This window comes from Ruegeria sp. BC3, assembly GCF_056539265.1.
Genome location: NZ_JBQFUP010000008.1, coordinates 15,207 through 41,652 on the forward strand (window position 1 = coordinate 15,207; position 26,446 = coordinate 41,652).

Annotated in this window: 24 protein-coding genes; 12 read left to right on the forward strand and 12 right to left on the reverse strand. The window is 55.2% G+C overall.

All coding sequences use genetic code 11. From position 1 onward, the window contains the following. The first annotated feature begins 314 nt into the window (after positions 1–314). A complete protein-coding gene (locus tag ACR0MV_RS18230) occupies positions 315–1,292 on the forward strand; it encodes a serine hydrolase domain-containing protein (protein ID WP_480703286.1) in 978 nt (325 codons plus the stop codon). A gap of 274 nt (positions 1,293–1,566) precedes the next feature. On the opposite strand, the gene ACR0MV_RS18235 is transcribed toward ACR0MV_RS18230, so the two are convergent. The 3 genes from ACR0MV_RS18235 to ACR0MV_RS18245 all read right to left on the reverse strand — a co-directional run bounded on the left by ACR0MV_RS18235 (position 1,567) and on the right by ACR0MV_RS18245 (position 4,555). Then, the gene (locus ACR0MV_RS18235) at positions 1,567–2,349 is read right to left on the reverse strand and encodes an ATP-binding cassette domain-containing protein (protein WP_480703175.1); all 783 of its coding nucleotides are present in this window, start codon (positions 2,347–2,349) and stop codon (positions 1,567–1,569) included. Further along, on the reverse strand, positions 2,349–3,419 hold the full coding sequence (locus tag ACR0MV_RS18240; protein WP_170429653.1) for an ABC transporter permease: 1,071 nt from the start codon (positions 3,417–3,419) through the stop codon (positions 2,349–2,351). Before ACR0MV_RS18240 ends, ACR0MV_RS18235 begins: the two co-directional genes overlap by 1 nt. 116 nt (positions 3,420–3,535) lie before the next feature. Further along, positions 3,536–4,555, reverse strand: a complete 1,020-nt coding sequence (locus ACR0MV_RS18245; RefSeq protein ID WP_480703177.1) for a substrate-binding domain-containing protein — start codon at positions 4,553–4,555, stop codon at positions 3,536–3,538. Between the two features lie 187 nt (positions 4,556–4,742). Between ACR0MV_RS18245 and ACR0MV_RS18250 the strand changes: the two genes are divergently transcribed. Then, the gene (locus tag ACR0MV_RS18250; RefSeq protein ID WP_480703178.1) at positions 4,743–5,942 is read left to right on the forward strand and encodes an ROK family transcriptional regulator; all 1,200 of its coding nucleotides are present in this window, start codon (positions 4,743–4,745) and stop codon (positions 5,940–5,942) included. 688 nt (positions 5,943–6,630) lie between these two features. On the opposite strand, the gene ACR0MV_RS18255 is transcribed toward ACR0MV_RS18250, so the two are convergent. Beyond that, positions 6,631–8,226 (reverse strand): GMC family oxidoreductase, encoded by a 1,596-nt coding sequence (locus ACR0MV_RS18255; protein WP_480703180.1) that lies wholly within the window; start codon positions 8,224–8,226, stop codon positions 6,631–6,633. A 108-nt stretch (positions 8,227–8,334) separates the two neighbouring features. Between ACR0MV_RS18255 and ACR0MV_RS18260 the strand changes: the two genes are divergently transcribed. From ACR0MV_RS18260 to ACR0MV_RS18285, 6 genes are all read left to right on the forward strand, one after another. Further along, positions 8,335–9,573 (forward strand): TRAP transporter substrate-binding protein, encoded by a 1,239-nt coding sequence (locus ACR0MV_RS18260; protein ID WP_170429646.1) that lies wholly within the window; start codon positions 8,335–8,337, stop codon positions 9,571–9,573. 68 nt (positions 9,574–9,641) lie between these two features. After that, positions 9,642–10,307, forward strand: coding sequence for a TRAP transporter small permease (locus ACR0MV_RS18265; RefSeq protein ID WP_170429644.1), 666 nt, complete (start codon positions 9,642–9,644; stop codon positions 10,305–10,307). Continuing rightward, positions 10,307–11,665 carry a TRAP transporter large permease gene (locus tag ACR0MV_RS18270; protein WP_480703181.1) on the forward strand — a complete coding sequence of 453 codons (1,359 nt, stop codon included), beginning with the start codon at positions 10,307–10,309 and terminating at the stop codon, positions 11,663–11,665. Before ACR0MV_RS18265 ends, ACR0MV_RS18270 begins: the two co-directional genes overlap by 1 nt. Before the next feature lie 11 nt (positions 11,666–11,676). After that, positions 11,677–12,456 (forward strand): IclR family transcriptional regulator, encoded by a 780-nt coding sequence (locus tag ACR0MV_RS18275; protein ID WP_480703182.1) that lies wholly within the window; start codon positions 11,677–11,679, stop codon positions 12,454–12,456. Between the two features lie 336 nt (positions 12,457–12,792). Next, positions 12,793–13,899 (forward strand): hypothetical protein, encoded by a 1,107-nt coding sequence (locus ACR0MV_RS18280; protein ID WP_480703183.1) that lies wholly within the window; start codon positions 12,793–12,795, stop codon positions 13,897–13,899. A 4-nt stretch (positions 13,900–13,903) separates the two neighbouring features. Further along, on the forward strand, positions 13,904–15,163 hold the full coding sequence (locus ACR0MV_RS18285; RefSeq protein ID WP_480703184.1) for a HupE/UreJ family protein: 1,260 nt from the start codon (positions 13,904–13,906) through the stop codon (positions 15,161–15,163). Positions 15,164–15,513: 350 nt separating this feature from the next. On the opposite strand, the gene ACR0MV_RS18290 is transcribed toward ACR0MV_RS18285, so the two are convergent. From ACR0MV_RS18290 to ACR0MV_RS18310, 5 genes are all read right to left on the reverse strand, one after another. Beyond that, entirely contained in the window at positions 15,514–16,503 is a 990-nt protein-coding gene (locus ACR0MV_RS18290; protein WP_480703185.1) for a zinc-dependent alcohol dehydrogenase family protein, read from the reverse strand. A gap of 82 nt (positions 16,504–16,585) precedes the next feature. Next, entirely contained in the window at positions 16,586–17,431 is an 846-nt protein-coding gene (locus ACR0MV_RS18295) for an enoyl-CoA hydratase/isomerase family protein (protein ID WP_480703186.1), read from the reverse strand. 92 nt (positions 17,432–17,523) lie between these two features. Continuing rightward, on the reverse strand, positions 17,524–18,312 hold the full coding sequence (locus tag ACR0MV_RS18300; RefSeq protein ID WP_480703187.1) for an SDR family NAD(P)-dependent oxidoreductase: 789 nt from the start codon (positions 18,310–18,312) through the stop codon (positions 17,524–17,526). 13 nt (positions 18,313–18,325) lie between these two features. After that, the gene (locus ACR0MV_RS18305) at positions 18,326–19,291 is read right to left on the reverse strand and encodes an LLM class oxidoreductase (RefSeq protein WP_480703188.1); all 966 of its coding nucleotides are present in this window, start codon (positions 19,289–19,291) and stop codon (positions 18,326–18,328) included. A gap of 11 nt (positions 19,292–19,302) precedes the next feature. After that, entirely contained in the window at positions 19,303–20,079 is a 777-nt protein-coding gene (locus ACR0MV_RS18310) for a CmcJ/NvfI family oxidoreductase (RefSeq protein ID WP_480703190.1), read from the reverse strand. A gap of 107 nt (positions 20,080–20,186) precedes the next feature. On the opposite strand from ACR0MV_RS18310, the gene ACR0MV_RS18315 reads away from it, so the two are divergent. The 4 genes from ACR0MV_RS18315 to ACR0MV_RS18330 all read left to right on the forward strand — a co-directional run bounded on the left by ACR0MV_RS18315 (position 20,187) and on the right by ACR0MV_RS18330 (position 22,913). Then, a complete protein-coding gene (locus ACR0MV_RS18315) occupies positions 20,187–21,098 on the forward strand; it encodes a LysR family transcriptional regulator (protein ID WP_170429098.1) in 912 nt (303 codons plus the stop codon). Between the two features lie 446 nt (positions 21,099–21,544). Beyond that, positions 21,545–21,880 carry a hypothetical protein gene (locus tag ACR0MV_RS18320; protein ID WP_480703291.1) on the forward strand — a complete coding sequence of 112 codons (336 nt, stop codon included), beginning with the start codon at positions 21,545–21,547 and terminating at the stop codon, positions 21,878–21,880. Then, positions 21,813–22,241 carry a DUF1963 domain-containing protein gene (locus tag ACR0MV_RS18325; protein WP_480703191.1) on the forward strand — a complete coding sequence of 143 codons (429 nt, stop codon included), beginning with the start codon at positions 21,813–21,815 and terminating at the stop codon, positions 22,239–22,241. The genes ACR0MV_RS18320 and ACR0MV_RS18325 overlap by 68 nt, the downstream gene beginning before the upstream one ends. A 90-nt stretch (positions 22,242–22,331) precedes the next feature. After that, positions 22,332–22,913, forward strand: a complete 582-nt coding sequence (locus ACR0MV_RS18330; protein WP_480703192.1) for a hypothetical protein — start codon at positions 22,332–22,334, stop codon at positions 22,911–22,913. Between the two features lie 248 nt (positions 22,914–23,161). Here the strand turns inward: ACR0MV_RS18330 and ACR0MV_RS18335 are convergent, their stop codons facing one another. From ACR0MV_RS18335 to ACR0MV_RS18345, 3 genes are read right to left on the reverse strand one after another with little or no spacing between them, the layout of a single operon-like run. After that, entirely contained in the window at positions 23,162–24,661 is a 1,500-nt protein-coding gene (locus ACR0MV_RS18335; RefSeq protein WP_480703193.1) for a mannitol dehydrogenase family protein, read from the reverse strand. After that, positions 24,661–25,434 carry an L-iditol 2-dehydrogenase gene (locus ACR0MV_RS18340; RefSeq protein WP_480703194.1) on the reverse strand — a complete coding sequence of 258 codons (774 nt, stop codon included), beginning with the start codon at positions 25,432–25,434 and terminating at the stop codon, positions 24,661–24,663. The genes ACR0MV_RS18335 and ACR0MV_RS18340 overlap by 1 nt, the downstream gene beginning before the upstream one ends. Then, on the reverse strand, positions 25,431–26,435 hold the full coding sequence (locus ACR0MV_RS18345) for an ABC transporter ATP-binding protein (RefSeq protein WP_480703195.1): 1,005 nt from the start codon (positions 26,433–26,435) through the stop codon (positions 25,431–25,433). The genes ACR0MV_RS18340 and ACR0MV_RS18345 overlap by 4 nt, the downstream gene beginning before the upstream one ends. Between the last annotated feature and the right edge of the window lie 11 nt (positions 26,436–26,446).

Genomic DNA, 26,446 nt, shown 5'->3' on the forward strand with positions numbered 1-26,446 from the left:
CCACGCTGGAACATCTTGCGCTATCGCATCGACACGGTTGGGGAGGGTGCCCACCGATATGGCAAATGTTATGACTGAGAGTGTGAGACGGAGTGAATTCGGTAGCAACGGGAGATCTCCTGCTAGAATGTCCTCTGGGGCAGCCTACCACAATTCTTACGCGCTTAGGGGCTGGCCAAGTTTACGAACGAAGCCCCCTGTTGCCTCAAATCCCACTTTTCGCTTGGGGCGGCTTTTCGAAGATCTTGGACAATAAATGCTGGGATATTGCCTAGGTGTCTGGACATTCGGAGATTTGTTTGCAAATGAATGACATGATCACACGTCGAAAGTTTCTGTTGGCGACCGCTATTGCAATGAGTGCTCCGTATATTGCACGGGGACAAACGATGGCGCTGGATGATGCAATAAGCGGTCTTCCGCAGTTGCATTCACTTCAAATTCAACGCGGAGACGAAGTCATTTTCGAGCGGGCCCAACAGGGTGCAGGCCTAGATAGGCCGGCCAATATAAAGTCTTGTTCGAAAAGCATTTTTGCTTTGTTGCTTGGGACAGCGATCGACCGGCAGGAAATCCCGTCTGTGGATGCCACCTTGCAGGAGGTTGCTCCGCAACTCTTGCCGGCCAATGCCACACCCGGTTCTGAGAGCATCACAATGGAAGATCTGGTGACACTGCGGGCAGGGCTCGAAAGAACCTCGGGCAGCAACTATGGAGAATGGATCAACTCTCCCAACTGGATCGCGGATGCTTTGACACGACCGATGGTTGCAGAGCCAGGACAGCAGATGCTCTATTCCACCGGATCGACCCATGTGCTTGGCGCAGCCTTGACTGTGGCGACCGGCCAAAGCCTTTTGAGATTGACGCGTGAGAGGCTGGGTACACCGCTTGGTATAGAGATACCTGCTTGGACGAAGGATCCACAGGGTTACTACTTGGGCGGGAATGAGATGGCGGGTACGCCGAGGTCGATGTTGAAGATCGCGGTGTTGCTTCGGGACCGCGGGGCTTTTGCCAACAGGCAAATCATTCCTGAGCGTTGGATCTTGGAATCGACCAAGCCACACAGCCGTTCGCCATTCTCTGGATTGGATTATGGCTATGGCTGGTTTCTGTCCCCTTCAGGCTATGCATTAGCGCGTGGGTACGGAGGCCAAATCATAGCGGCGCATCCTGATCAAAACCTTGCTGTCGCAATTTCATCTGATCCTACGCGCCCTGCGCGTTCTGGAGGTTACTTTGGAGATTTGGTCGGATTGTTGGATGGTCCGATCCTGAACGCCATTTAGCGGCGACTAAGCGACTTCGTTGTCAGTCCGAAAACAATCTAAATTTGAGCCGGGCCCAGAAATTCAGCGACGGTGTCCAAATGGTAATCATCCATATGCACCAGCGCGGCTAACGGAACCGCCTAGCTCTTTTGTGCGGTCAGCGATTGCACGACGGTCTCTGCCTGGTTCGACTTTCCGGATGAAGGGGGTGCAGCGATTGCGACAATCGTCCGAACCCCGACCTGCCTCCAAGAGGAGATCAGGTCTCACACGCGCGTTGCATCCTGCTCGATCACGCGGCGTCATCTTTTGGCGGTTCTTTGGCGCCGGTCATAAACGCTACGGCATCGGACATCGTGTAATCCTTGGGATCAATTGTGCAGAGCCTTTTGCCCAGCCGGTGCACGTGGATTCGGTCAGCTACTTCGAAGACATGTGGCATGTTGTGGCTGATCAGGATGATAGGAATGCCGCGTGCGCGTACGTCTTGTATAAGTTCAAGCACCTTGCGGCTCTCTTTCACACCCAAAGCTGCTGTGGGTTCGTCCATGATGATGAACTTGGTCGCAAAAGCGGCTGCGCGCGCAACGGCAACGCCTTGACGCTGGCCACCAGACAGTGTTTCTACCGCCTGGTTAATCGACTGCACGGTCATCAGTCCAAGCTCAGTTAGCTTTTCACGCGCGAACTTTTCCATTGCGGGCCGATCTAGCTGACGCATGTATTTGCCCATGAAACCCTGTTTGCGGATCTCGCGACCCATGAACATGTTGTCCGCAATTGAAAGGGCAGGAGACATGGCAAGCTGCTGATAGACGATTTCGATTCCCATGTTCCGGGCGTCGATCGGAGAGGTGAAGTTAACCTTCTTTCCTTCGATCAGAATCTCCCCCTCATCCGGGATTGTGGCACCGCATATCGCCTTGACGATCGAAGACTTCCCTGCGCCATTGTCCCCGATGACGGCCAGGATCTCACCCTGACGCAGTTCAAAGTCGGAATGATCGATGGCGGTGACGTGGCCATAGCGCTTCACGATCCCGCGGCCTTGGACGACTGGAGTTGTGTCCGACATTAGCCCGATACCTTTCTGATCCACTGGTCGACTGCGACCGCTGCGATGATGAGAAGCCCGATAAGCAGGAAGGTCCACTGTGCGTCCGCGCCCAGCAGTCTCAGGCCAAGGGTAAATACGCCGACAATCAATGCTCCGAATAACGATCCCAAAATGGAACCCCGACCGCCGAAAAGAGAGATGCCGCCGATCACAACAGCAGTAATGCTCTCAATGTTTGCCAATTGGCCAGATGTCGGCGAGACCGATCCGATGCGTCCTATCAGCGCCCAGCCCGCAAAGGCGCAGATCAGGCCGGACAACATGTATACGGACATAAGTGTCCTATGGACGTTTACACCAGATAATTCAGCGGCCTCTGGGTCGTCACCCACGGCATAGACATGCCGTCCCCAAGCTGTGTGTTTTAGCGCATAGGCCAGCACGGCGATCAAGACGAGCATAAAGATCACGCCCACGGTAAACGTTGCACCACCGATCGCGAATTTAGTCCCGAAGAACTGAAGGAAAGGGGCGTTTGCTTCGATGTCCTGACTTCGAATGGTCTCGTTCGCGGAATAGAGGAAGTTGGTCGCGAGAACGATCTGCCACATCCCGAGCGTTACGATGAACGGGGGCAGCTTGACGCGGCTGACCAGCCAACCGTTGATGGCCCCGATCAGGGTTCCCATCGCAAGCCCGCACATCACAGCAATGGGCACTGGGATGCCGTATCTGAATGTGAACTGCCCCATGATGACGGACGAAAACACCATAATCGCACCGACGCTCAGATCGATACCAGCGGTCAGTATGACCAGGCTTTGCGCTGCGGCCACAATCCCAACAATCTGAACCTGCTGAAGGATCAATGTCATTGCAAAGGGTGAGAAGAATTTGGAGCCCAGAAGCAGGCCAAATATTACGATTGCACCGACCAGCACGATAAGCGGGACAAAGGACGGGTTCACGTGGAGAAGGTGCTGTAACTTCCCTAGCACGCCGCGCCGATGATCTTCGAACTCTGCCACGGTTTCCGATTTGTTTGCGGCGGTTTCAAATCCCTGAGCGCCCTGGTTTGCTTCAGACATATCTCCCCCTTTTCGCGACTGACATTGCACCCACGAGATCAGTGTACAGGAAGTTTCGGTTAACTGGTGAAAGGAATGATGGGGCGCGCGTGCGCGCCTCATCCATTAAGTCTGCGTTAGCCCCAGCAGAGTTCCAAACCTTCGGCGACTGAAATTGACTCCACGCCATCAACAGGCTGGTCCGTGATGAGCGCTACACCGGTATCGTAGAAGTCTTTGCCCGGTGTATTTTCAGGCTTAACGCCCTCTTCGGCCCATTTCTTTACAGCCTCAACACCAAGCGAGGCCATCAACAGTGGGTATTGCTGGCTTGTCGCCCCGATTACACCGGCCTGTACATTCTGCACGCCGGGGCAGCCGCCATCGACCGAGACGATCAGCACATCGTTTTCGCGTCCAATAGACTTCAAGGCTTCATATGCACCTGCTGCTGCCGGCTCGTTGATTGTGTGAACCACATTGATCGTCGAGTCTTTTGCCAGAAGGTTCTCCATTGCGCGGCGCCCGCCTTCTTCGTTGCCGTCGGTCACGTCACTGCCAACCAGTCGGGCATCGGTCTCATCGCCGATAACATTTGGATCCGCTAGGTCCACTCCGAAACCGTCGAGGAAGCCCTGATTTCGCAGAACATCCACTGTTGGCTGACTAACGTTCAAGTCCAGCGTCGCTATTTTGGCGTCCGCTGCCGCGTCACCCATTTTTGCCTTTGCCCATTGGCCAATCAACAGGCCTGCCTTGTAGTTATCTGTGGCAAAGGTTGCGTCGGCGGAGTCAATCGGGCTTAGCGGTGTGTCCAAGGCAATTACCAGCAGGCCGGCGTCCCGCGCCTGCTGAACTGCAGGGACAATCGAGCTGGTGTCAGACGCCGTTAGCAGAATTCCCTTTGCACCATCAAGGATACAGGTTTCGATGGCCTGAACCTGGGTTTCGTGGTCGCCGTCGATTTTGCCCGCGAAGGCCTTTAGAGTCATGCCAAGCTCTTCAGCTTTGGCTGTAGCGCCTTCTTTCATCTTAACAAAGAATGGATTGGTGTCTGTCTTTGTGATAAGGCAAACCGTCTCCCCGGCCGCTTGAGCAGATGCAGCAGCGAGTGTGAGTACAGTCGCTGATGTGGCAAGCTTGAGTAGATTTCTCATGTTGTCCTCCCAGAAAGTTGTTGTTGTCCCGCGTGGCATGACAGCGAGACCCACCTCCATCCTCCAATGCAGGTTGCGTTCAAGCAAACCGCGATTCTAGCCTTCGTGTCAATAAATAAATAAAGTTTATTTATTAATTTGCTTCGGCATCTTTTCATAAGAAAACAAGGGGTTTATGTTCAGGCTTATGGAAAGAGAAGCGCTAAAAACACTGACTGGCGGGGTAAGTCAAAGCGGGGTTCGCGATCACAACGAACGTTTGATTTTGACGGTTTTACAAAGGCATGGCCCTGCCGCGGGTGCCGATGTCGCGCGACTAACGGGCCTGTCTCCTCAGACGGTCTCGATTATTCTTCGCAAGCTGGAAAAGGACGAGATTCTCAAACGCGGAACCCCTTTGCGCGGAAAAGTAGGTAAGCCCTCAGTCCCTATGGAGCTCAACCCGGAAGGCATCCTTTCAGTTGGGATGAAGATCGGGCGGCGCAGCGCAGATCTGCTTTTGATCGACTTTATGGGCAACCCGCGCCACCAACTGTCCACGACATACGACTACCCGTTGCCAGAGGTCATTTTCGGGTTTCTGGAGTCTGGCCTTCGAACACTTCTCTCTCGCGAACCTCAACGTCTTCGCGACCGCGTATGCGGTATCGGGATCGGCACCCCGTTCGAACTTTGGAAATGGCATGATCTGTCCGGGCTCGCCGCCAAGAAATTCAGGTCATGGAAAAACGTGAACTTCTTTTCTGAGGTCGCCAAGTTCAGCGACTTGCCGGTTTTTGTGGTTAACGACGCAACGGCAGCCTGTCACGCAGAGCACCTTTATGGCCGCGGGGCTGAGTATCGGGATTACTTCTATTTTTTCATCGGCTCGATGATCGGCGGTGGCGTCGCATTGAACGGCACCGTATTCGAGGGCAACCAGGGCAATGCTGGTGCGTTAGGCGCTATGCGGACTACGGGCCCATTGGGTGAAAGCCAGCAACTAATCGACACAGCTTCGCTGTTCCTGCTCGAGGACAGATTGATCGAAGCAGGTGTCGATCCTGAAATTCTCTGGAAGAAGCCTCAGGATTGGAGCAGCATATCTCGCTATGTCGAGCCATGGATCGGCACGACGGCGCAGGAATTGGCCAAGGCTGCACTGTCTATTTGCGCGGTCATCGACTTTGAGGCGATTTTCATTGACGGTGCATTTCCACCTGAAGTGCGGGAAGAGTTGGTCTCACGGGTTCGTCGATACCTAATCAACCAAGACAAACGCGGTTTAATTCCTCCAGTTGTGGAAGCAGCAGCAGTCGGGGAAAACGCCCGAGGCATTGGTGCGGCGAGCAGCCCAATTTTCCGCCAGTTTCTATTGAATACTAATGCAGGGCTTTCTGGTATGTAATCGCAACTCATTGCGGGCAAACTTCCTAGGTAGGACGGAACCTCGAGCCCTGCTCAAGGTGACTGCCTTAGAACGGCCCCTTTTTGGGCAGTTTCAGTGCCATGTAACAAATTGCAACTGAGGACTGCTTTGCGCCGGCTGCTGAGCATTCCAATTTCACCCAGCTGCGCATAGCAGATATCCACACAAGGCGTTCCACCGCGGTTTGTGTGAGGCGAAGAAACGGACGTATTGGGCTTCCTTGAGACCTTGGCTGCAGCGTCGGTCAATGGTCGGAATTTGCCTTGGGTCAGAAATGCTTGACGTTTGGGTCAGAAATGAATGACGTGACTTTTAAATCTATTGAGGCTTTGATCGTCGATTGGGTCAAAGGTCCGTGACGTTCCGCATGTACTACTATCTGCCGTGGTACTCGAACAGGCGATCACCCAGTACATCGATTACTATCGTTGCCACGAGATCATGGGCAACGTGACACCGGCGGACGCCTACTTTGGCCGCGCGCCGAAAATCTTGGAAGAAAGCAAACGATAAACGAGGAAAACCTCAAACTGCGCCGAATGCACAATCGAACGCAGGCCTCATAATCAGAAACAAGATGGCCGGAACCTTCCATTGGTCACGTCCGTCGACCGGCCCAAATTACCTGCAACGGACATTCGTAGGCTTTATGCCGCCGTGCGATGTGTCAGGCATCCGAGTTTATCAGATCGCTTGCCTTTTCGCCGATCATGATCGCCGGGGCGTTGGTGTTCCCGCTGACAATTTCCGGCATGATCGAACAATCCGCCACCCGCAGATTTGCTATGCCATGTACCTTCAGCTTTGTGTCGACAACAGACATCTTACTGCTTCCCATCGCGCAAGTTCCGGTTGGGTGATAGATCGAAGTCGAATTGGATCTGGCCCAATCCAGTGTGCCTTCATAATCGTCAGAGCTGAGCTCTGTTGTTGGTCGAAACTCTTCTGATATCTTCGAGGCCAAAGGGTTCTGCTTGGCAATTCTGCGCGCGATGTTCACACCGTCAACGATGGTTCGGCAATCCGTTTCTGTAGAAAGGTAATTCGGGATGATTTTGACATACTTGGACGGGTCGGGGCCATCCAGGCGCAGTTCGCCGCGGCTTTCCGGGCGCAGCTGGCAAACCGACATCGTGAAGGCCGAAAACGGATGCACGCCTTCACCGGGGCTGTCTGCAGACCAGGGCTGAACGTGGAACTGAATGTCCGGAGTTTCAACATCGGGTCGGGTTTTCATAAAACCTGTGGCAAGACTAGCGGCCATGGTCATTGGGCCCGCACGAAACAGGGCGTATTTCAAGGCGATGCGCGCCTGATTGAATATACTGCGGACTTCATCGTTCAGCGTCGGCTCATTGCATTTAAACACCAGCCGGGCCTGTAGGTGGTCCTGCAAACCCTTGCCAACTCCGGGAAGGGCGTGCAGGGGTTCGATACCATTTTCCTTCAGATGGTCGGGGTCACCGACTCCCGACAGCATCAGAATCTGAGGAGAGTTAATTGCCCCACCAGATAGAATGATCTCTCGCCGAACTTTTAGGGTTTGTTCGGCTCCAGTTCGGTCCCGGTAAACCAGACCTGTTGCCTTTTTCCCGTCCAGAATTACGCGCGAAACCAGTGCATTTGTGATGATATTCAGATTCTGGCGTCCTCGAATGGGTTTGAGATAAGCCACGGCAGCGCTGCACCTGCGCCCATTTCGAGTGGTAAGTTGGAAATAGCCTACGCCCTCTTGCTCGGCTCCGTTGTAGTCGGGGTTGAAAGGGTAGCCGGCGGCCTGCGCTGCCGCCACCCAGGCGTCGCAAATGGGCCGCTGAATGCGCATATTGGACACGGACAAAGGCCCGCCGACGCCGTGATACTCGTCTTCGCCGCGTTCCTGATCCTCGCAGCGCTTGAACAGGGGCAGGACGTCTTCCCAGCCCCAGCCTTCATTGCCCATCTGCCGCCAGCGGTCATAATCCTCTTTCTGGCCGCGCACGTACAGCAGCCCGTTCAGTGATGATGATCCACCCAACACTTTGCCGCGAGGCCAGTCGATGGATCGCCCGTTCAGGCCGGGATCGGGCTCGGTTCGGTAACACCAGTCGACCGAAGGGTTATGCATGGTTTTGAAGTAGCCCACAGGGATGTGAATCCATGGGTTGGTATCGCGACCGCCGGCCTCAAGCAGTGCGACAGTCACGTTGGGGTCGGTGCTCAGGCGGTTGGCAATGACACAACCCGAAGACCCGGCCCCCACGACAGCATAGTCCACTTCCATGATCACCTCCCTGAAACCAGTTTCAAAAAGTTCTAGCCAAAAGACGAGAAATACACTAGCATTTTTTGATACAAAACGTCTCATTTTTTGCGAACAGGGAGGTAAGCAATGGAGATCGGACGGAAACTGAGTGGTATTTCACGGCGGGATTTCTTCCGCGTGGCAGGCCGTTACGGCATGAGCTCGACGCTATTGGCTGCAGGTGGATTCGGTGGCGCGATGAGTCTTGCGAATTTGGCGCAGGCCGCCGAATCCACTTATGAGAAGCGCTTTTCGAAAGAGCCCAAGCACACGTTGAAGTTCGGTGCGTCGGGCTTTAATACGCGCAACCTGCTTATCGAGCGTGCTGGTGCGATCGAATTTGCACGCGATCTGGAAGAACGAACAGATGGTGAAATTCGGATCGAATTCATTGGCGACAACCAGATCTGTGGTCAGCTGAGCTGTGTTGAGAAAACCCAGCAGGGGATCGTTGATATCTATGCGGCTTCAACTCAAAACTCTGCCGGTGGTGCGCCTTACCTGAACGTGTTGGACTATGCCTATATGTTCCCCAGCCGCGCGGCGCAGTATCACTTCTTCTATAGCCCGGCGAGCCAGCGTATTCTGCGCGACCCATTGGAAAAGCGGCACGGGCTAAAATTCCTGTTTACGCATTGTGAACTCCGGGGCCTGCAAATGGGCTCCACCTTTGCTGACAAGCCGACCGTGACCAAACTGGAAGAGCTGTTCGGCACGAAGAACCGCGTGACGGGTACGCAGCTGGGCCGGATTGCGATGCAGTTGTTGAACCTCAACCCCGTGCCGGTGGCATGGGAAGAGACGCTGGACGCGCTGAAAACCGGCCTGATCGACGGTGCCGAAACCTGGGCGTCGGCCGTTGCATACGCGAACATGGCGCCGGTGGTTTCGCAATCGGTCAACCTTAAGTTCTTCTGTGGCACCGAGCATACTTCGATGTCGGCCAAGGTGTTCGACGGCCTTGGCGGCGAGTTGCAGGATGCAGTGATGGAGTCCTCGTATTTCACGCAGGCCCTTATCCAAGGCGCGAATGAAGCTGCGCTATTGAACACGGTTGGATTCTCGGAGCCTCAGCTTCCAAACACGATCTTCGCTGAAAACGGCGTTCGCCCGGCGTTCCTGCCGGATGATCAGATCAAGCTGGCCGAAGAGATGTGTGCCCCGAACTACAACCCGGAACCCTGGGCCCAGTGGCGTGAACGCCTGAATAAATGGGCTGGTGGTATCGATACCTATCAAGAGATCTACGACATCGCGCGCGAAATCCCCGCGGATACGTTGCCCGAAAATGTCGAGCCGCGCCGTTGGTGGATGGGCCAGGCCTAATCTAGACTCTATCGAACCGGCCCCGTTCGGGCCGGTTCCACACAACACCGACTGGGAGGACGGGGTTCATGTCGTTTTGGGCAGATACAGGTGCGATCTTCAGCGCCTTTCTCAGCCAGGATTCGTTTGAGATTCAATCCGCATTGGAATCCGATGCGACTTGGTTCTGGGGCGCGATAGTGTCAGCCCTTGGCGGGTTCGTGATCATGCTGATTTATCGGGCTGTGCCCTTTGTCGAGCGCCATCTGGAACGGTCGGTGATGGTGTATTCCTACCTGGCGATTGCTTTGATTATTTTCTGGGGCGTGATCGACCGGTTCGTGTTCAACGATCAAGAGCCTTGGTCAACCACGATCCCCCCACTTCTATTCATGGTTATGGCGTGGTTCGGAGCGTCCTATAACGTCCGCTTGCGTACACATCTGAGCTTCAGCGAGTTTCGCACGGCGATGCCCCGTGGCGGGCAATTGGCTTGCCTGATCCTCGACGCAGTTCTTTGGTTCATCTTTGCCGTAATCGTCATCGTGACGACGACCCGATTGGTGGCGCTGTCGGCGTCGAACTTTCAGATCGTTCTGGGCACCGACAATATCATGCAGTGGTGGTTCCTTCTGGCCGCGCCTCTGTCCTTCTTTCTTATGGTTGGACGTGTGTTTCAGAATCTCGCAGACGACCTGCACAACTGGAAAACAGGCGAGCCGCTGATCAAGCAGGCCGTGATCGGAGCAGACTGATGACAGACGGAACCATGGTCACACTGATCTCGCTTGGGGTCACATTTCTATTCATGTTGGGCGTGCCGGTTCTGCTGGTGATCGGCTATTGGGTCATTGGCTGTTCGTTTGTCCTTGGGCTGACGCTGGACAACACGGGGGCTGAGCTGCTGAACGTCTTCAACAAGGGGTTCGCTCTGCTGGCGATGCCGCTGTTCATCTTGACCGGAGACCTCATCAACAAATCCGGCATTGCGAGACGGCTCAGCGATTTCGCCTATGCCTGTTTGGGCTGGATACGCGGCGGGCTGGCGATGGCGTCGCTTGGGGCCTGTGGGTTGTTCGCGGCGATTTCCGGGTCGAACTCGGCGACGACGGCCACGATTGGGTCGATGCTGCACCCCGAGATGGTCAAAGGGGGATATGACGAACGCTTCAGCGCGGCAACCGCCGCTGCAGGTGGGACGGTGGGGATCATCATTCCTCCGTCGATTATCTTTATCGTCTACGGCTTTCTGATGAACCTGCCGATCTCCGAACTGTTCGTGGCGGGTATTCTGCCGGGCGCTTTGATGGTCTTTGGCATGCAATTCGCCTGCTGGATCATCTGCCGAATGAACGGCTGGGGTCACCTGATCCCGTTGCAACTGAACCGCGTTCTGAAAACCGCGTTCGGCGCATGGCTTGGTTTCTTCGCTATCGGGCTGGTGCTGTGGGGCATCTATACAGGCAAGTTCTCCCCGACCGAAGCGGCGGGTGTGACCGTTGGCTTCTGCGTCATTGCAGGTCTGGTCAGCTACCCGATCAACCGCATCATGGGCGCGCGGAACGACATTCCGCCCACCGAGAAAACCTTTGCCGAGATGTTCGTAGTCGAAGGCTTCACGATCCCGGAAATCCCGTCGATCGTGATCCGCTCGGCGCAGATTACCGGCATCCTTGCACCACTGATCGCGATCTCAGTGGTGATGCAGCAAATCTTGTCTTTGCTTGGGGCCCAGGAAACTATTGGGAACTTTGTAACCTCGATGGGCGGCTACCACGCTGTTCTGTTTACCTCGATGGTGATCGTGTTCTTCTCGGGCATGGTGCTGGAAAGCCTTCCGGTTACGATCATCCTTGCACCGATCCTTGCACCGATTGCGGCTTCGGTGGGCATTGACCCGATCCATTTCTCGGTAATCTTCCTTGTGGGTGCTTCCATCGGGTTCATTACCCCGCCTTACGGGTTGAACCTCTACGTGGCTTCGGGTGTGACCGGAGTGCCATATTTCCGGCTGCTGCGCTATACGGTGCCCTATCTGGTGGCCCTGTTGTCCGTCTGGATTTTGGTATCGCTGGTGCCCGATCTGGCCTTGATCCTGCTGCCAAATAACTAGACTGTTGCGGGATGGCCGAGACGGAAACACAAGATAAAGAAACTCAGATCCCGACCAACCTGCGCCTTCTTCTCATTCTTGAGGAGGTGGCGCGGCGGGGGGTCGCCGTTAAACCATCGGAACTTGTCGAGGCATTGGGTCTGGCCAAGCCGACCGTTCACCGTCTGCTGCAAACCGCAGAAGCCGAAGGCTTCTTGCAGCGTGACCTTGATGGGCGCTCTTACGGCCCAGGACTTCGTCTCCGGTTGCTTTCGGTTAATACGATGTCTTCCGAACATTTGCGCACGGCGCGGCTGGCAATATTGCGCAGCGTAGCAGAGGAGGTTGGCGAGACATGCAACCTCGCCATCCCGGACCGAGAGGGTATGATCTATCTTGACCGGGTGGAAACAAAATGGCCGCTGCGAATTCAGCTTCCGGTGGGTACGCAGGTGCCGTTCCATTGTACTGCCAGTGGCAAGATGTACCTGTCCACTCTGCGGCAGAAAACGCTGGATGGGTTCCTGTCTGCAGGGAATCTTAAGCCGCGAACTGAACGCTCTTTAAGTGATCCAAAAGTCTTGCGAACGGAAATCCAAAATATCGCCGAGAATCGTTTCTCGACCGATGATGAGGAATTCATGGCCGGAATGACGGCACTCGCTGTGCCCGTTATGGATGGGCAGGGAAGGTTGGTGGCAACGCTTTCGGTGCACGCCCCAATGCAGCGCCACGACGTCAAAAGCCTAATGTCGTTTTTGGGGATACTTCAAAAAGCGGCGGACGACCTTTCGTCTCTTTTGAACGAGTGAATTGCGTCAAAGGTTGCAATCAAACGTGAGCTTTTCCAACCAACTGCGACTTCAATCATCGACTGGCTTTTTTTGGGGGGGAGGCTCAACACTAGTTCATGAGAGCGCGATCAAAGCCTAGTACATCCCGTTCGCGCTATGCGCGAGTTTGAGGACTCGCTGAAATCAGGCCACCACGCTGCCGTTTCCCGTGTCAGCAGCGCTGCGTCCCACGAGGGGCGGAGTGAGGTTCGTCCTGAGCACTGCCACCAGCCGAAAAAACTATTGTCTGATTGGGACGATCCTTGGTTTAGCAAATTTGAGAACCCAAATCTCACCCGCCACCACAAGTCTCCGATGATGTCTTTCCTGGCGATGGAGCCACGTGTCGTCCGGCACGAGATCATCTTGCGCTTGAAAGACTATGAGACTTGGGCGGATTTGGACTTTGAAGGCGCAGAGCGATTGACGGCAGACGATGTCGCCAGGATCAAGTCTGGCGTCTCGGACTTTTTTGCGACTAGAAACCCGCTCGCCGTCGACGGCAAGCCGATGAAACCAGAAACGGTACAGGTTTCACGTATCGAAGTCGGGGCTGAAGGTTTGCGTGTTCTTCCGGATGAAGCCGAGGCAAACCGAAAGACGATGCTATTGGGCGTTGTCCTCTCCTACCCGGTTGCGACCTTGCCGAGCCAAGTTGATCTGGCATGGGAGCTTTTCCCAGATGGTCTGGATGTTATTCCGATCACCCTCTCTGATCCGGCAGGGGCGGTCCCCTCGCAGATTTACGCACCCGATCCAGTTGTAAGTTGGAACAATCACCTGACAACTTGGACAAACCCAAAAACGGGCCCGGTCGTTGTCAAAACCGCAGGTGTAACACGGGTGCCCTTGATTGCGTTCGGTTTAGGTTTTCTGTGTTTGATATGCGCATATTGTTCGCTGCAGCGTGCAAACGGCCAGCGTCTGATCTTGCTTGGCCTGACCGGGGCATTCGGTGCCGCTGCGATTGTCACATATTCGCTGAACAACCTGTCGACAGGGCCCAAGCCGGATGAAGTCGCGACGCATCAAATCGTAGAAGGCCTGTTGACCAACATCGGAACCACGATGCTTGAGACGCGAGATGATAGTTCCGTGGCGGCGATGGAGCCTTATGTCGAAGCAATCAATCGCGACAAGGTCCAAGCAGAAATGCGTCGTGGCTTGTCAGTTACCTTGCCCTCTGGCGCCGTGGCTCGCGTCGAAGCGATTTCAGACCTGAGCGTCGAGAGCTTCTCGCCCAGCGAAGACAGAAACCAGCATCAGGTCCTCGCGAATTGGACTGCCCGCGTAAGCGGAGGTCATTGGGGGCACATACATAGGCAAGCGGTGTCCTATCGAGGCTTGCTAGACGTTTCGCGGCACGGCGATCATTGGATGCTTGATGACCTGACGATTATCAGCGCCAAAACGGAAGGGTAGTTCAATGGTGGTCGTAAGGTTGTTCTTTGCCACATACTTCTTGGCCGTGGTCTTTTTGACTGCTGACAGAGCAGAGGCGCATTTCAATCTAAACCAGAATGTCCGCATACATCATGTGGCTCACTCAGAAGATGGGCTTGATGTCTATTTGCGCCTTCCGATGCCTTTTTTGGTTGCGCAACTCGTCGGTCCCGAAGGTCCGGACGGTTTGCCTGCACCGGCTCCATACACATACAATCTGATCGAAGATGGCGTGCTCATGCACTATTTGGATCAGGCCGCATTGCACAAAGATCCGACCGGCTTGGCTCGTATTGCTGAAAACGGGCTTGTGCTGTCTGTCGGCGGTCATCGACAAACCCCAGAAATCGTCTCGATAAGACTGCACCCTTTGGGGCAGGAGCCTGGATTTGCTACGCTCAATGAGGCGCGCTTGGCACTTGCGCCTAGGGACGTTTTTCCAACCACTGAGGAGATTTATGTTGGCGAGGTGATGGTTGACGTGCACCTGCGGTTTGTGACGGGAGAGGTAGGAGCATACAGTTTGTCATATACGTCAGATCCGGGTCTTCCTGGACAAGATGACACGGCGAACCTGATCCTCGATTACAACGGGCAAGATGTTCGGACATTTCGTGCACGGGGCTTGATGCATACCCCGGTCGACGTTTCCGGATCAGCGACCGCGGCCGCTTCGACCTTCTTTGTTGAAGGTATTCGGCATATTTTGGAAGGTCCCGATCATGTTCTCTTTGTGCTTTGCATGATTATCGGTGCCTTAAACTTGCACAGCCTTCTCGCCCGCGTCACAGGCTTTACCTTGGGCCACACAGTAACACTGATTTTAGGTTTTTTTGGCTTCGCGCCGAGCGGAGAGTGGTTCATCCCAACTGTCGAACTGGCAATAGCACTTTCGATAGTCTACGCAGCCGCAATGGCGATTTGGCCGCCAGAGAAAGGACATGGGGACTTGAAGGCCTTTGCCATCACGTCCGGGATTGGGTTGCTGCACGGGTTTGGCTTCTCTTTCATGTTGCACCAAATTCTCCGAGTTGATGCACCGAATGTTTGGCACAGCTTGCTGGCGTTCAATGTTGGAGTAGAGGCTGGGCAAGTCATGATCGTTCTTTTGATCTGGCCCTTGGTGTTGTTCTTGCGCAATCAACCAGGTCGAATCTGGAACGACTCTCGCGCTGTCGTCGCCGCATGTGCAAGTCTGGTCGCAATGGTTTGGGTCGTGGAACGGGCAGAGTTCTTTCTCTGACACTTAAGTCGATGACATGAAGTACGCAACTGCTGGCAATCTGACACGCTGCATTCGCCGATGCATGGTCAGTTCGTTGCGCGTCACTCAACCTGCATAGCTCAGTTGCAAATGTCCGCTTAGGGATGTGATCGACGGGTTGCGCTGGCGAAGCGTTGAAGCCAGTGCAATGACTGCATTTGGCTCAAACCACATGCCTGAACCCACCGCAGAGAATGTCCGCGAGGAGCCCAAAGTCGCATATGCTGCAGTTTGCACGAAGTTCAGCTAAGTACGGATAGTCGACATCAATTGCAGCTGAGACTGTTGGTGCGCAAGGTCTTTTTGCGCGCACCAATCTCAGCTGAATCTTATCTCAACTCCACTACGACTTTTCCGACAGCAGATCCATTCGTAAGGTGGGCGTAAGCTGCGCTGACATCAGCCCACCCGAACTCCCGTTCGTCAACAATCGGTTTGAGCGCGCCGTCATCCGCCAGACCCGCCAGTGTCCGCAAGATGTCGCCGTGGGTTTGTCGTCCGACATTGTGCATCATCGGGATCAACATGAAGACCACGTGCAAGGACAGGCCTTTAAAATGCGCAGGCGTCAAATCAATCTCGATCAGCGCGACCGTTGAAGCAACATGGCCATTAAGCTTGGCAGCTTCGAAAGAGTTCGTCATGTTCGACCCGCCTACGCTGTCGAATACCACGTCGAAGCCGATGCCACCGGTATGCTCGGCAACAAAGTCTTCGACACGCTGCGTTGTGAAATCCAGGGGGCGCGCACCGAGACCCTCGATCAGAGACATCTGATCTGCGCCGCGACCTGTCGCCGACACTGTTGCACCAAGGTGGCGGGCGATTTGAACCGCAACATGGCCCACACCGCCAGCGCCGCCCTGAACGAGCACGGTCTGCCCTTTGCCGACACCGGCGCGTGTCAACCCTTCGTAGGCGGTGATGCCGACGAGAGGCAGAGCTGCAGCTTCCCGCATGCTCAGGGTCTTGGGTTTGTGTGCGATCAGACGGGAATCCGCGTTGATGTATTCCGCGAGAGAGCCTGGCAGGTCCATCAAACCGCCAGCGCAGCCATACACCTCATCGCCTATGGCAAAGTCAGTCACGCCTTCACCAATTGCGACAATCGTGACAGCAAAGTCCATGCCAAGCAGAGCGGGCAATTTGGGGGACAGCGGCAGGTCTGCACCCATGCTTCGGATCATGGTATCGACGGTATTGACGCTGACTGCGGCCACTTTGACCATCACATGTCCGGGTGTCGCGACCGGATCAGGCATTTCGGCGAGCTCGAACGGCGCTTCGGGGCCGTATGAATTTAGAACCATTGCTTTCATTGGGGTATTCCTTGTGTAACACCACGCCAGGGGCACGTCGCAATAGCGCACACCTAACGAGATCCTTTTGTTGGGGGGTGGGTCAGTTGATGTCCTGAACCTGCATCACCAGATCGCCCCATTTGCGCTGGTTCTCGATGTCGTGTTCCAAACCTTGTTCATCCGCGATGGTGAACCGTTTGACGGCCGGAGTTTTGCTGGTGGCCTGATAAAGCCAATAGGCTTCGGCCTTCAGCGCCTCATCAATTGGCTTGTCGATTGATTCATAGACCATCTGTTTGCAGGCATTGATCGACTCTGCCGGAAACTGTGCTATCCGCTTAGCCAGCGCGGTCACGTACGGACCAATTTCATCCGGCTCCAAAGCTTTGTTGATGGTACCTAAGCGCTCTGCATCATCTGCGTCATAGTCTTGCGCGCTCAGGATGATCTCTAGCGCTTTTCCTAGCCCAGTTTGACGCGCCATGCGCGAGGCACCGCCGCCACAGGGCAAAATGCCCATTCCAACTTCCATCTGCATGAACTTGTATTTTCCCCGCGCGGCAAAGCGCATGTCGAGCGCCAACGCCAATTCATGCCCGCCGCCACGCGCAAACCCTTCCAGCTTTGCGATAGTAGCCTGCGGCACCTTACTGATCCGCTCGCAGACTGACTGCAGATCCAAAAGCTGAGCGTCCTCGCGGGACACAGCTTCAGTCGACATGTCCTTAAGTAGCTCGGTATCGTAGTGGCAGACCCAGATTTCCGGATTGGCTGATTGAAAGATAACGACCTTAGTGTCGCGGTCCCTCTCTAGCCGCATAGCCAGACTGTTGAGATCGGCCAGCATTTCCTGGCCCTGAACATTCACAGAGCCAAAGTCGAATGTCACCGTGGCGATGCCGCTTTCAACGGCTACGTCAAAGGTTTGAAAGTTCTCGTATTTCATCAGGCAATCCTTTCTTGGGCCTCGACGCAGCACACGTGAGGGGTAAGGGAGTGTTAGTGGTGGGAGTGCGTGGCGTTTTAGCGCCGCGCGGGTCAGTTGGTGTGGTTAACCAATTCTCTGATGGTGTTCATGACGTCGGCAGCGTGACCTTTGTCGAGTGCAGCCGCGTGTAGATTTGAGAATACCCCACTGTCATTGTCAAAATAGGCGCCCCTCGCGTCAGCGAACCGCTCGCCCAATGCCGCATCAACCAAGATGTCAGCGCCGATGTTCATATCGTTCCCAGCCAAGCCAAAGCCTTCTTTCACCATCTTTGAGGCCAAAAGCGAACCTGGATTTACTGCGACCATGACAGGCGCATCGGATAGCGATGTGCCCCATTCCCGGGTCCAGATGGTGATGGCCAGCTTGCTCTGAGCATAGGCGTCCATATCCGCCAGCGGGACATTGCCCTGCATGGCCCGGATGTTGACCGGGGCCTGCGCGGCCGATGACAGGTTCACCACGCGCCCTTCGGCGGGAATAATTGGCAGCAGCAACTCGGTCAGCAGATATGGCGCAAGCGTATTCACGACAAAGCGAATGTCCTGCCCGTTCTCAAGCACAGTTTGCGGGGCTTTTAGCACTCCTGCGTTGTTGATTAACACATCAAGATTGGCATGCTTGGTGCGTATTTGTTTGGCCAGTTTTCGAACTGCGGCCAGGTCGCTCAGATCTGCGTTATAGGTTTCGACATCCCTACCAACCTCGGCAGCTGCGCTCTCCAACTTGGGAACATTGCGACCATGCAACAGCACTTTGTGTCCACCAGCGGCCAGCTTCTTTGCTGTAAGCAATCCAATGCCGTCGGTCGAACCTGTAATGAGAATAGTCTTGGTCATCGGTCTGATCCTTTTAGGAAAAGTCAGGCAGCACAACGTCCGCCAGATGTTCGAGGGTGGAATCGATAGATGCTTGGTTGAACCTTAAGTTCAGCGCGACGTGATTGATCCCGAGCGTTTCAATCTCGCGCAGATAGCTGCGCAGGAAATCGGTGCCAGACTGAAACCCAAGATGGATCGGGCGCGGAGGCGCAGCGGGGTCGGCAACGACATCGACATAAAGCGATTGCATGACGGGCTTATCCGGTTGACCCGCCGCCTGCACACGCCGCCGGTAGTCCGCGATGACCTGGCCCTGAGCTGCCGCATTGCGCGGATAGGTCATCCAACCGTCGCCGTTCTGCGCCACCCAATCGGGCGATTGCTGGCTGCCACCGGTGATGAGCATTGGTAGCCGTGTGCCATGCGGCTTTGGCAAGAGATCGATCCCGCCAGACAAGGTGCCCTGAGCGCTTTCGAGCTTAGGATAATCCGAACCGACCGCTCGTATATATTCCACGCTATCGCGAAATCTAGCCCCCCGATCGTCAAAGCTCTGGTTCATAGCCGGGTACTCCTCGGGCCGGTCACCGGAAGCAACGCCCAAAAGCAACCGCCCGCCCGAGAGCATATCTGCGGTCGCTGCTGCCTTGGCGACATTCGCGGGGTGGCGTAATGGCAGGATCACACTCGAGGTTCCAAGCGCTATCCGGTTGGTCGACGTTGCCAACGCACCCAGATAAACGAATGGATCGAAAACCTGTCCGGGGTCACCGAAGCTTGGAACATTAAACGGGACGTCCCGCAGCCAAAGTGCCGCAAACCCAAGTTCCTCTGCCCTCCGGGCCGCTTGCAGATGCCACCGCAGCGTCGGCTCGGTGCCGACTGCGTATGCTTCGAGCGGCAACACAAGGCCAATGCTCAGTCGCCCGGGACGAAAGACCTTATTGTAGGCCTCGTTGATTTGGGCAAACTCGGCAGGTTGCATTTCATCCAACATTTCTGCCCCCTTCAATAGCGCACCAAGGTGCGGCTCTCGATGCTTTTGCGAATGGTGGTGACGCCCGGATCCTCGACCAAATCGAGCGCGCTATGCGCAATCGACGGTAACCCTTGATTGTCATAGATGTTGAAGATCGCGACCTCATCCGGCGTCATCTTGGATTGATAAATCCATTCATGCTTGTGGTTTCCTACCAGCCCCATGATTTGTCCTTTTCGGTCGGGATAGATCAGGTCCAGCAGAATCCAATCAGACGGGTCAACCGATGACGGACGCACAAAACCAAGAGGGGCTGAGTTGATCGGCTGTTCGACGGGACGCCAAACATTGACAAAACCATAGTGGCCTTGCGCCCATTCCGCAGCGACCTCGGCACCCAGCAAGTCGACAAGCCGCTGTTCGGCTCCATCCTTGCTGTAGTCACTGTGGACATTGCGCGCAGGTTTTCGCTCCGCGCCTTGGTCATCAATGCGAACGGTATGATCAAAAACCACAACCTCGCGCGCGCCAAGCCTGTCCGAAAGCGTCGCTGTCAGCTCAGCATTGTATGTCGGTTTCCAGGCGTCGCCTGCAAAATCCCGAACCTGCGTTTTCAGGGTGGTGAATTCGACAGTATCAGACGCAATTGTGACAGGGACAGCCGTTGCGCGGACGTCTTCCACTGCAACAGCCTTGGAGACCAGCTCGGGAGAAACCAGATGTCCAGCGATCCCGCCCGCATCCAGTTCAAAGGCTTGCCGGTGCGGTTTGTGAACGTGGTAGTTGACTGTGGCTGTCCGCGTCATCTGCGCCTCCTTCTTATGCTGTGTTGCGTCGTTGGGAGGTATTTAAGACTGATCAAATTTCATATAAACTGCCTATTGGCGGAATGATAATTCGGGTTTTCGATATAATGGGGCTTGATACAGAGGCGTTGCGATTGTTTGTCAGGGCGGCAGAAATGCTGAACATAAGCGCGGCGGGGCGCGCATTGGGTATGGCACCGGCCGTATCCAGCGCAAAACTCGCCAAGTTGGAGCAGAACCTGGGTTCCGAATTGCTCCATCGCACAACGCGCAAAGTGTCGTTGTCGGTCGAAGGTGCCGACTTCCTGCCGTTCGCCCGAGAGATCATCGCGCAGGAAGAGGCCGCGCTTGCTGCTCTGGGCAAGCAAAAAACAACGATCAAAGGAACATTGCGCTTCGCTGCGCCCAGCAGTTTTGCACAACTCTATATCGCGCCGATCCTGCCCAAGTTCCTTGAACAGCACCCCGACCTCACAATCGATCTGCGTCTGTCGGATGTGCAGTTCGACTTGATCGAGGGAAGTTTTGATCTGGCACTCAGAAACGCGCCGCTGGTCGACACGAGCCTCAAGGGTCGCAAACTGGCTGATGACCAGCGTATTCTTTGCGCCGCGCCACACTACCTCGACACGCACGGAACGCCGGAAACTCCTGATGACCTGAAAGCCCACCATCTGATCGCTTTCCAAAACCGCCAACCACGACCGCTGACAGGATCGGCAGGCGAGAAGGCAATTTTCGATCCGGCATCAGCCAAAGGTCAATTGATTATCGATGACGGTCAAAGCCAGGTCCGCGCCACATTAGCCGGAGCGGGTATTTCATTGAACGCTCTGTGGAGCGTGCATGACCAATTGAAGTCAGGCCGTTTGACACGGGTTCTACCAAACTTTGAGGCCAGTGAAGACAACGTCCTGTGGCTTATTTATCCCAAGTCCAACGTGTTGTCCCCCAAAGTGCGGGTGTTCATGGAATTTCTGATCGCGGAGATTGGAAAAAAGCTTCCTTGGGAAACATGAGCGCCAAAAAAGTCAAGCGCGCTATCAAACATCCTGACGCTGATGCCGGAGACAGGTGTTGAGCAGACATGCCGTGTCAAATCTCAAAAGTCTGGTTTAGCCGCAAACCGACTATCCAAGTCGCCACTCGTTTAGGTTGCAGTACTCATTGCCGTCAATGTCTGCTGTGCGCAGTAGGCGGGCTTTCTAAATTTGGTCAATTCGCAAAGTAGCTGACGTCAGACAGACCGGCCATTTGAAGTTGTTGCCTTTCTAAGTCTGAAGTCGTTTTTCTCTTATCTTGCGAAGGAGAGCCAGTTCGGTATCTAACGAATGTTGTGCTTCTGAATTGGCGCATTATTCTTCTTAAAAGCAAACATTTAGGAATTACATTGAGACCCCTGATAAAGATCGCCGCTATCGGTGCAATACTCTATTGCTTTGGTACACTTCTTTGGATGCTCCAAGTGGCGAAGACGCCGCTAAGCATGACCCATTTTTGGCTCTTGTTGGGCGGGATATTCGCAGCTTTCGTTGCGCTGATGGCCAAAGAGCCATGGGATATGGACAGCCGCGAATTGCAACGCCAGGTTGAGCCGAAAAAATCGCGAGCTGACATGACTGTTGATGAGATGCTCTCGGGTGTCGATTCCCAGGAAATCGTAACCAGTCCTGGAAGAGCTGGAAGGTCATGCGACGAGACCAGCCGAAGTGCCGGGCTGGGCCATACGATTGGTGTCCCCTTATGCAAACACACCTCCGCCGAATTCGTGGTTCGGTGGGCGGCCCGCACTTCCGGCTGATTTTGAATGGCCGGGAAACACTGCGGGGCAAGCCATGAACTTTGTGGCTCAGATCGATCTCGGCGAAATCTCTCCGGAACCAAAGACTGGTCAAAGACTACTCGGGCTTCCCGGGGCAGGCACCATGGTGGTCTTTGCCAATTTCAGAGGCGATTTGGGCCATTTGATCACGATCTTACCAGAGCACAGTCAGTTGCAGGAACGGTCAGAGCCAGAAGATCTGGAGGCCACTTGCCATTATCGCCGCAGAGCCGTGTTCCCAAAGTGGCATTTTGAACTGAAACCCTATTTGGACAGCGCCGACGCAACTCCGCCAGGAATATTGCGTGAAGAAGGGCCCCACGAATGGATCACGAACTGAGGCCTCGCTCTGGCAGAACTGGACGCTGCATCCTATTCAATCCGGAGCCATCGGGGTGACCGAAACAGGCATCTGAGCGACTTGCGTCGAATGAAGCAGAGTGAATGGCCAGCGGCGCGCGGCAACCCAGAGATACTGGAAAAAACAAGGTTCTACCGGCAGGTCTCGAACCTGTTGCCGCCCTTGCAGAAAGAGATTGCAGCGTTTCGAAAGCTTGCGGAAAACCACCATCCAAGCGACCCCATAGACCAAGAAGCCTTGCAACGCCTGATGACAGCACGGAAGGACCTTGTGGCAAATCTGCCTGCGAATGCCAAATACGGTATCGCTTCGCTCAACAGCGATCACCAATCAAACATACTCCATAGCTTGCTTCTGGAAAGAGATGTGACACTTGAGGAAAAGTTGTCTGACGTGCCCGAGTGTTTCCACGACTTTGTGAACAAGCACATTAGCGCCTGGCGCGGACACAGGCTTTTTGGCCAGAAGCTTCCAAACACGACTTCGATCCTAGACTTCCGCAGCGTCCAGTGCGTGTTGGATATCAAAGCTGACTTTCTTCTGAGCATAGAGAGCGAACACGAAGATGGGTTTTCTTTCTGGACTCCGTTCGAAGCGCTAACCGCCGGGGATTGGTCGAAGACAAAGGTGTATCATCACACGATTGTTTGAAGATGGACCTGTCGCGGTTTTTCTGTTGCTCCGGGTGCTCGATTTTGCCATCTAGATCTGCCGGTCAACAGAATTCACGAAATAGAGGTGACGTTTCGGCAGGTCGGGCGGAAAATGGGCTTTCTCTGCAAGTGCTGTGGCCGAGGCCTAAGTAACGCAGGTAGGCCTACACCAAATTCATTAACCATCCGAAAATGAATAGTGCACCGGAGACCGATCCTGGCTTGCGGCGAGAGTTAGTGTGGCTGTCAGGTCAGAGTAACATATTCCGCTATCGCTCCCCGACTGCCACTTTTCCAGATCGTCGTCATCCACGCGGTGAAGGCTTCGGAGAACTGTTTGCTGATGTTCGACGCACCATAATACTGGCGTTGGTTCAGCCAAAGTTCCGGATCGGTTTTGGACGCCAATGCCGTTTTTTGCAGGTCTTCCCACTGCGGGTCGTTCGGGGCAATTTCGGAGCCGTCTTCGCGAATGCCAGTACACATCCTGCACCAAAACGCTTCGGCCAATGCCAGCCCATGTATGGAAGACCCGGATACAACCGCATCGCGCAAAGATGGGAGCAAGAAAACCGGATGTCGGGAAGAACCGTCAAATGCGACCCGGCGTGTTGTGTCGTGGACTGCACTGTTGGAAAATCGTTTCTTTATCAATTCAAGATACTCCTCGCCGGTCGTCCCAGGTACAGCGTGGACGTAAGGCAGAATTTCTTCCGCCTGAACTTTCTCGAAAAACGCCACGATGTCCGGGTCCTGCATGCAATCCGAAATCGTCGGGACGTTCAGTATTTCCCCGACATTTGCGAGCAGCTGGTGCCCCCCGTTCAATATGCGCAATTTCATGGTTTCATAGCTATGAACATCGTGGGTCAGCGTAACCCCAACCTGTTCGAGCGGCGGTCGCCCCGCGCAGAAGCTATCTTCGATCACCCATTGGCGAAAATTCTCATGTGAGACCGGAGCATGGTCGTCGACACCAAGCGCAAGGCATTGCGATACCACTTGATCCGTCGTCGCAGGAACGATGCAATCCACCATCGAATTTGGGAACGCGCCGTTTTGGTCAATCCAGCCAGCCAGCTCAGGGTCGGACAGCCGCGCCAAACCCACTATGCAGGTTCTCAGAATTGCACCGTTTCCCTGAAGGTTGTCGCAACTGAGCGCGGTGAAGGGTTTCAGGCCATTTCGGCGTCGTTGACGAAGTGCGGCGACCATAGCTCCGAAAGCCGTGCGCGGTTCGTCCGGGTTTTTGGCATCGTGCTGAATGTCTTCGTTATCCGCGTTGAACGCGCCGGTATTGGCATCCAGAAAATACCCACCTTCGGTAACAGTCAGCGAAACAATCCGAATGGCGGGGTCGGCCATCGTCTGGATAAGCGTTGCATTGTTGTCCTCGATCGGCAGGTAGTCGATCATTGGGCCAATGACCTCTGCCGACATTCCGTCTGGGTCCAGTTCGATCAGTGTGGTCAGGCAGTCCTGCGCCAGCAATCTTTCACGCATGTCGGCGTCATAGCTTCGCACACCCGCGCCAATGATCGCCCAATCCTGAGCCTGCCCTTGCTGCAACAGTCGATGAAGATACCAAGCCTGGTGCGCGCGGTGAAAATTGCCGACCCCGATATGAACTATGCCCGGCGTAAGGTCCGCTGGTTCATACGCAGGCGTCTTTACGGTTTTCGACAGGCCAGACAGGTTGCCGCGTCGCAACCGTACTGGAGGTTTTGCATTCGCCACAGGGTCCATCAGCTCATCCAATTTCCGCCGTCGACATTGTATGTTTGTGCGACGATGTACTCGGCTTCGTCCGAGGCGAGAAACACCGCCATCCCGGTCAGATCTTCGGCGAGGCCCATCCGACCGTAGGGGACAGCCGCAGCCACTTCTCGTTTCTTCTGACCCAGCGGTTTGCCCTCATGTTTGGCGAAGAATGCGTCGACGCCGTCCCAGTGCTCGCCGTCGACAACGCCCGGAGCAATCGCATTCACGTTGATCCCATGCGAGATCAGGTTCAGCCCTGCCGACTGGGTCAGAGAAATGATTGCCGCCTTGCTGGCACAGTACACGGCGACCAAGGGCTCACCCCTTCGCCCGGCTTGCGATGCCATGTTGATGATCCGACCTTTGGTGCCGTGTTCGATCATGTGGCGCGCGACAGCTTGCATTGTGAACAATGCGCCAGCGACGTTGATTTCGAACACGCGGTCATAGTCAGCGCGCTCAATCTCGACAATTGGTGCAGCAGTGAAGATGGCTGCATTGTTGATAAGAATGTCGATGGGGCCGAGAAGAGAGGCCGTTTTGGCGACAGCATAATCTATGCACTGTTGGTTGGTCACGTCCATTTCGATCGCGACCGCTGCCTCGCCTATTTCGTCGGCGGCGGTCTGCGCGCGTTGGGCGTCGATGTCGGCAATGGCGACACGCGCACCCTCTGCCACATAGGCTTTGGCAAAGGCCAGCCCGATGCCTCTCGCAGCCCCGGTGATCAGGGCGGTTTTGCCTGCCAGACGAGTCATTCGATCCGCAAACCTTGCGCGTCAAACCGGTGGATTACGTCGGCGCGCGGTGTCAGGTGAATACGATCCCCGTGGCGGAAGCCAACCTCGCCGTCCGCACGGACAGTGATCGTCTCGGCCAAACCAGTTTCGTGAACATGGAAAAAAGTATCCGAGCCGAGGTGTTCCGAGACGCTGACAACCCCGGACCACTCACCTTCGGTTTCCGAAACTGCGATATGCTCGGGCCGGATTCCGATAGTTTGGGCACCGTGTTTTGCGGCCTCGGGTCCTTCGATGAAGTTCATCTTGGGTGAGCCGATGAACCCCGCGACAAACAAGTTTCGGGGTGTTCGGTACAGCTCTAGCGGGCTGCCGACCTGTTCGATCACACCGGCCTGCAGGACGACGATCTTGTCGGCCATGGTCATCGCTTCGACCTGATCGTGGGTTACATAGATCATCGTGGTCGCCAGACGTTCGTGCAACTCGCTGATCTCAAGACGCATGCCCACACGCAGTGCCGCATCGAGGTTTGAAAGAGGTTCATCGAACAGGAATGCGGCGGGTTCGCGGACAATCGCGCGCCCAATAGCAACGCGCTGACGCTGACCGCCGGACAGTTGGCCGGGGCGGCGGTCCAGATAGTCGGTCAGGTTCAAAACGCTCGCGGCCCCTTCGACGCGTTTGTCGATCTCGGCCTGATCAAGTTTCGCCATGCGCAGCGGAAAGGCGATGTTCTTGCGTACTGTCATGTGCGGGTACAGCGCGTAGGACTGGAACACCATCGCCAGACCCCGCTTGGCGGGCGGCACATCGGTGGCGTCCGCACCGTCAATGTCGATGGACCCCGACGTGATATCCTCCAACCCCGCAATTAGGCGCAGCAAGGTGGACTTGCCACAGCCCGATGGGCCGACGAAGACTGTGAACTCGCCGTCTTCGATGGTCAGGTCCAGCGGGGGAATGACCTCAACGTCGCCGAAGCTTTTGGTCACGGACTTGAGTTGAATGCGTCCCATGTGTCGTGTTC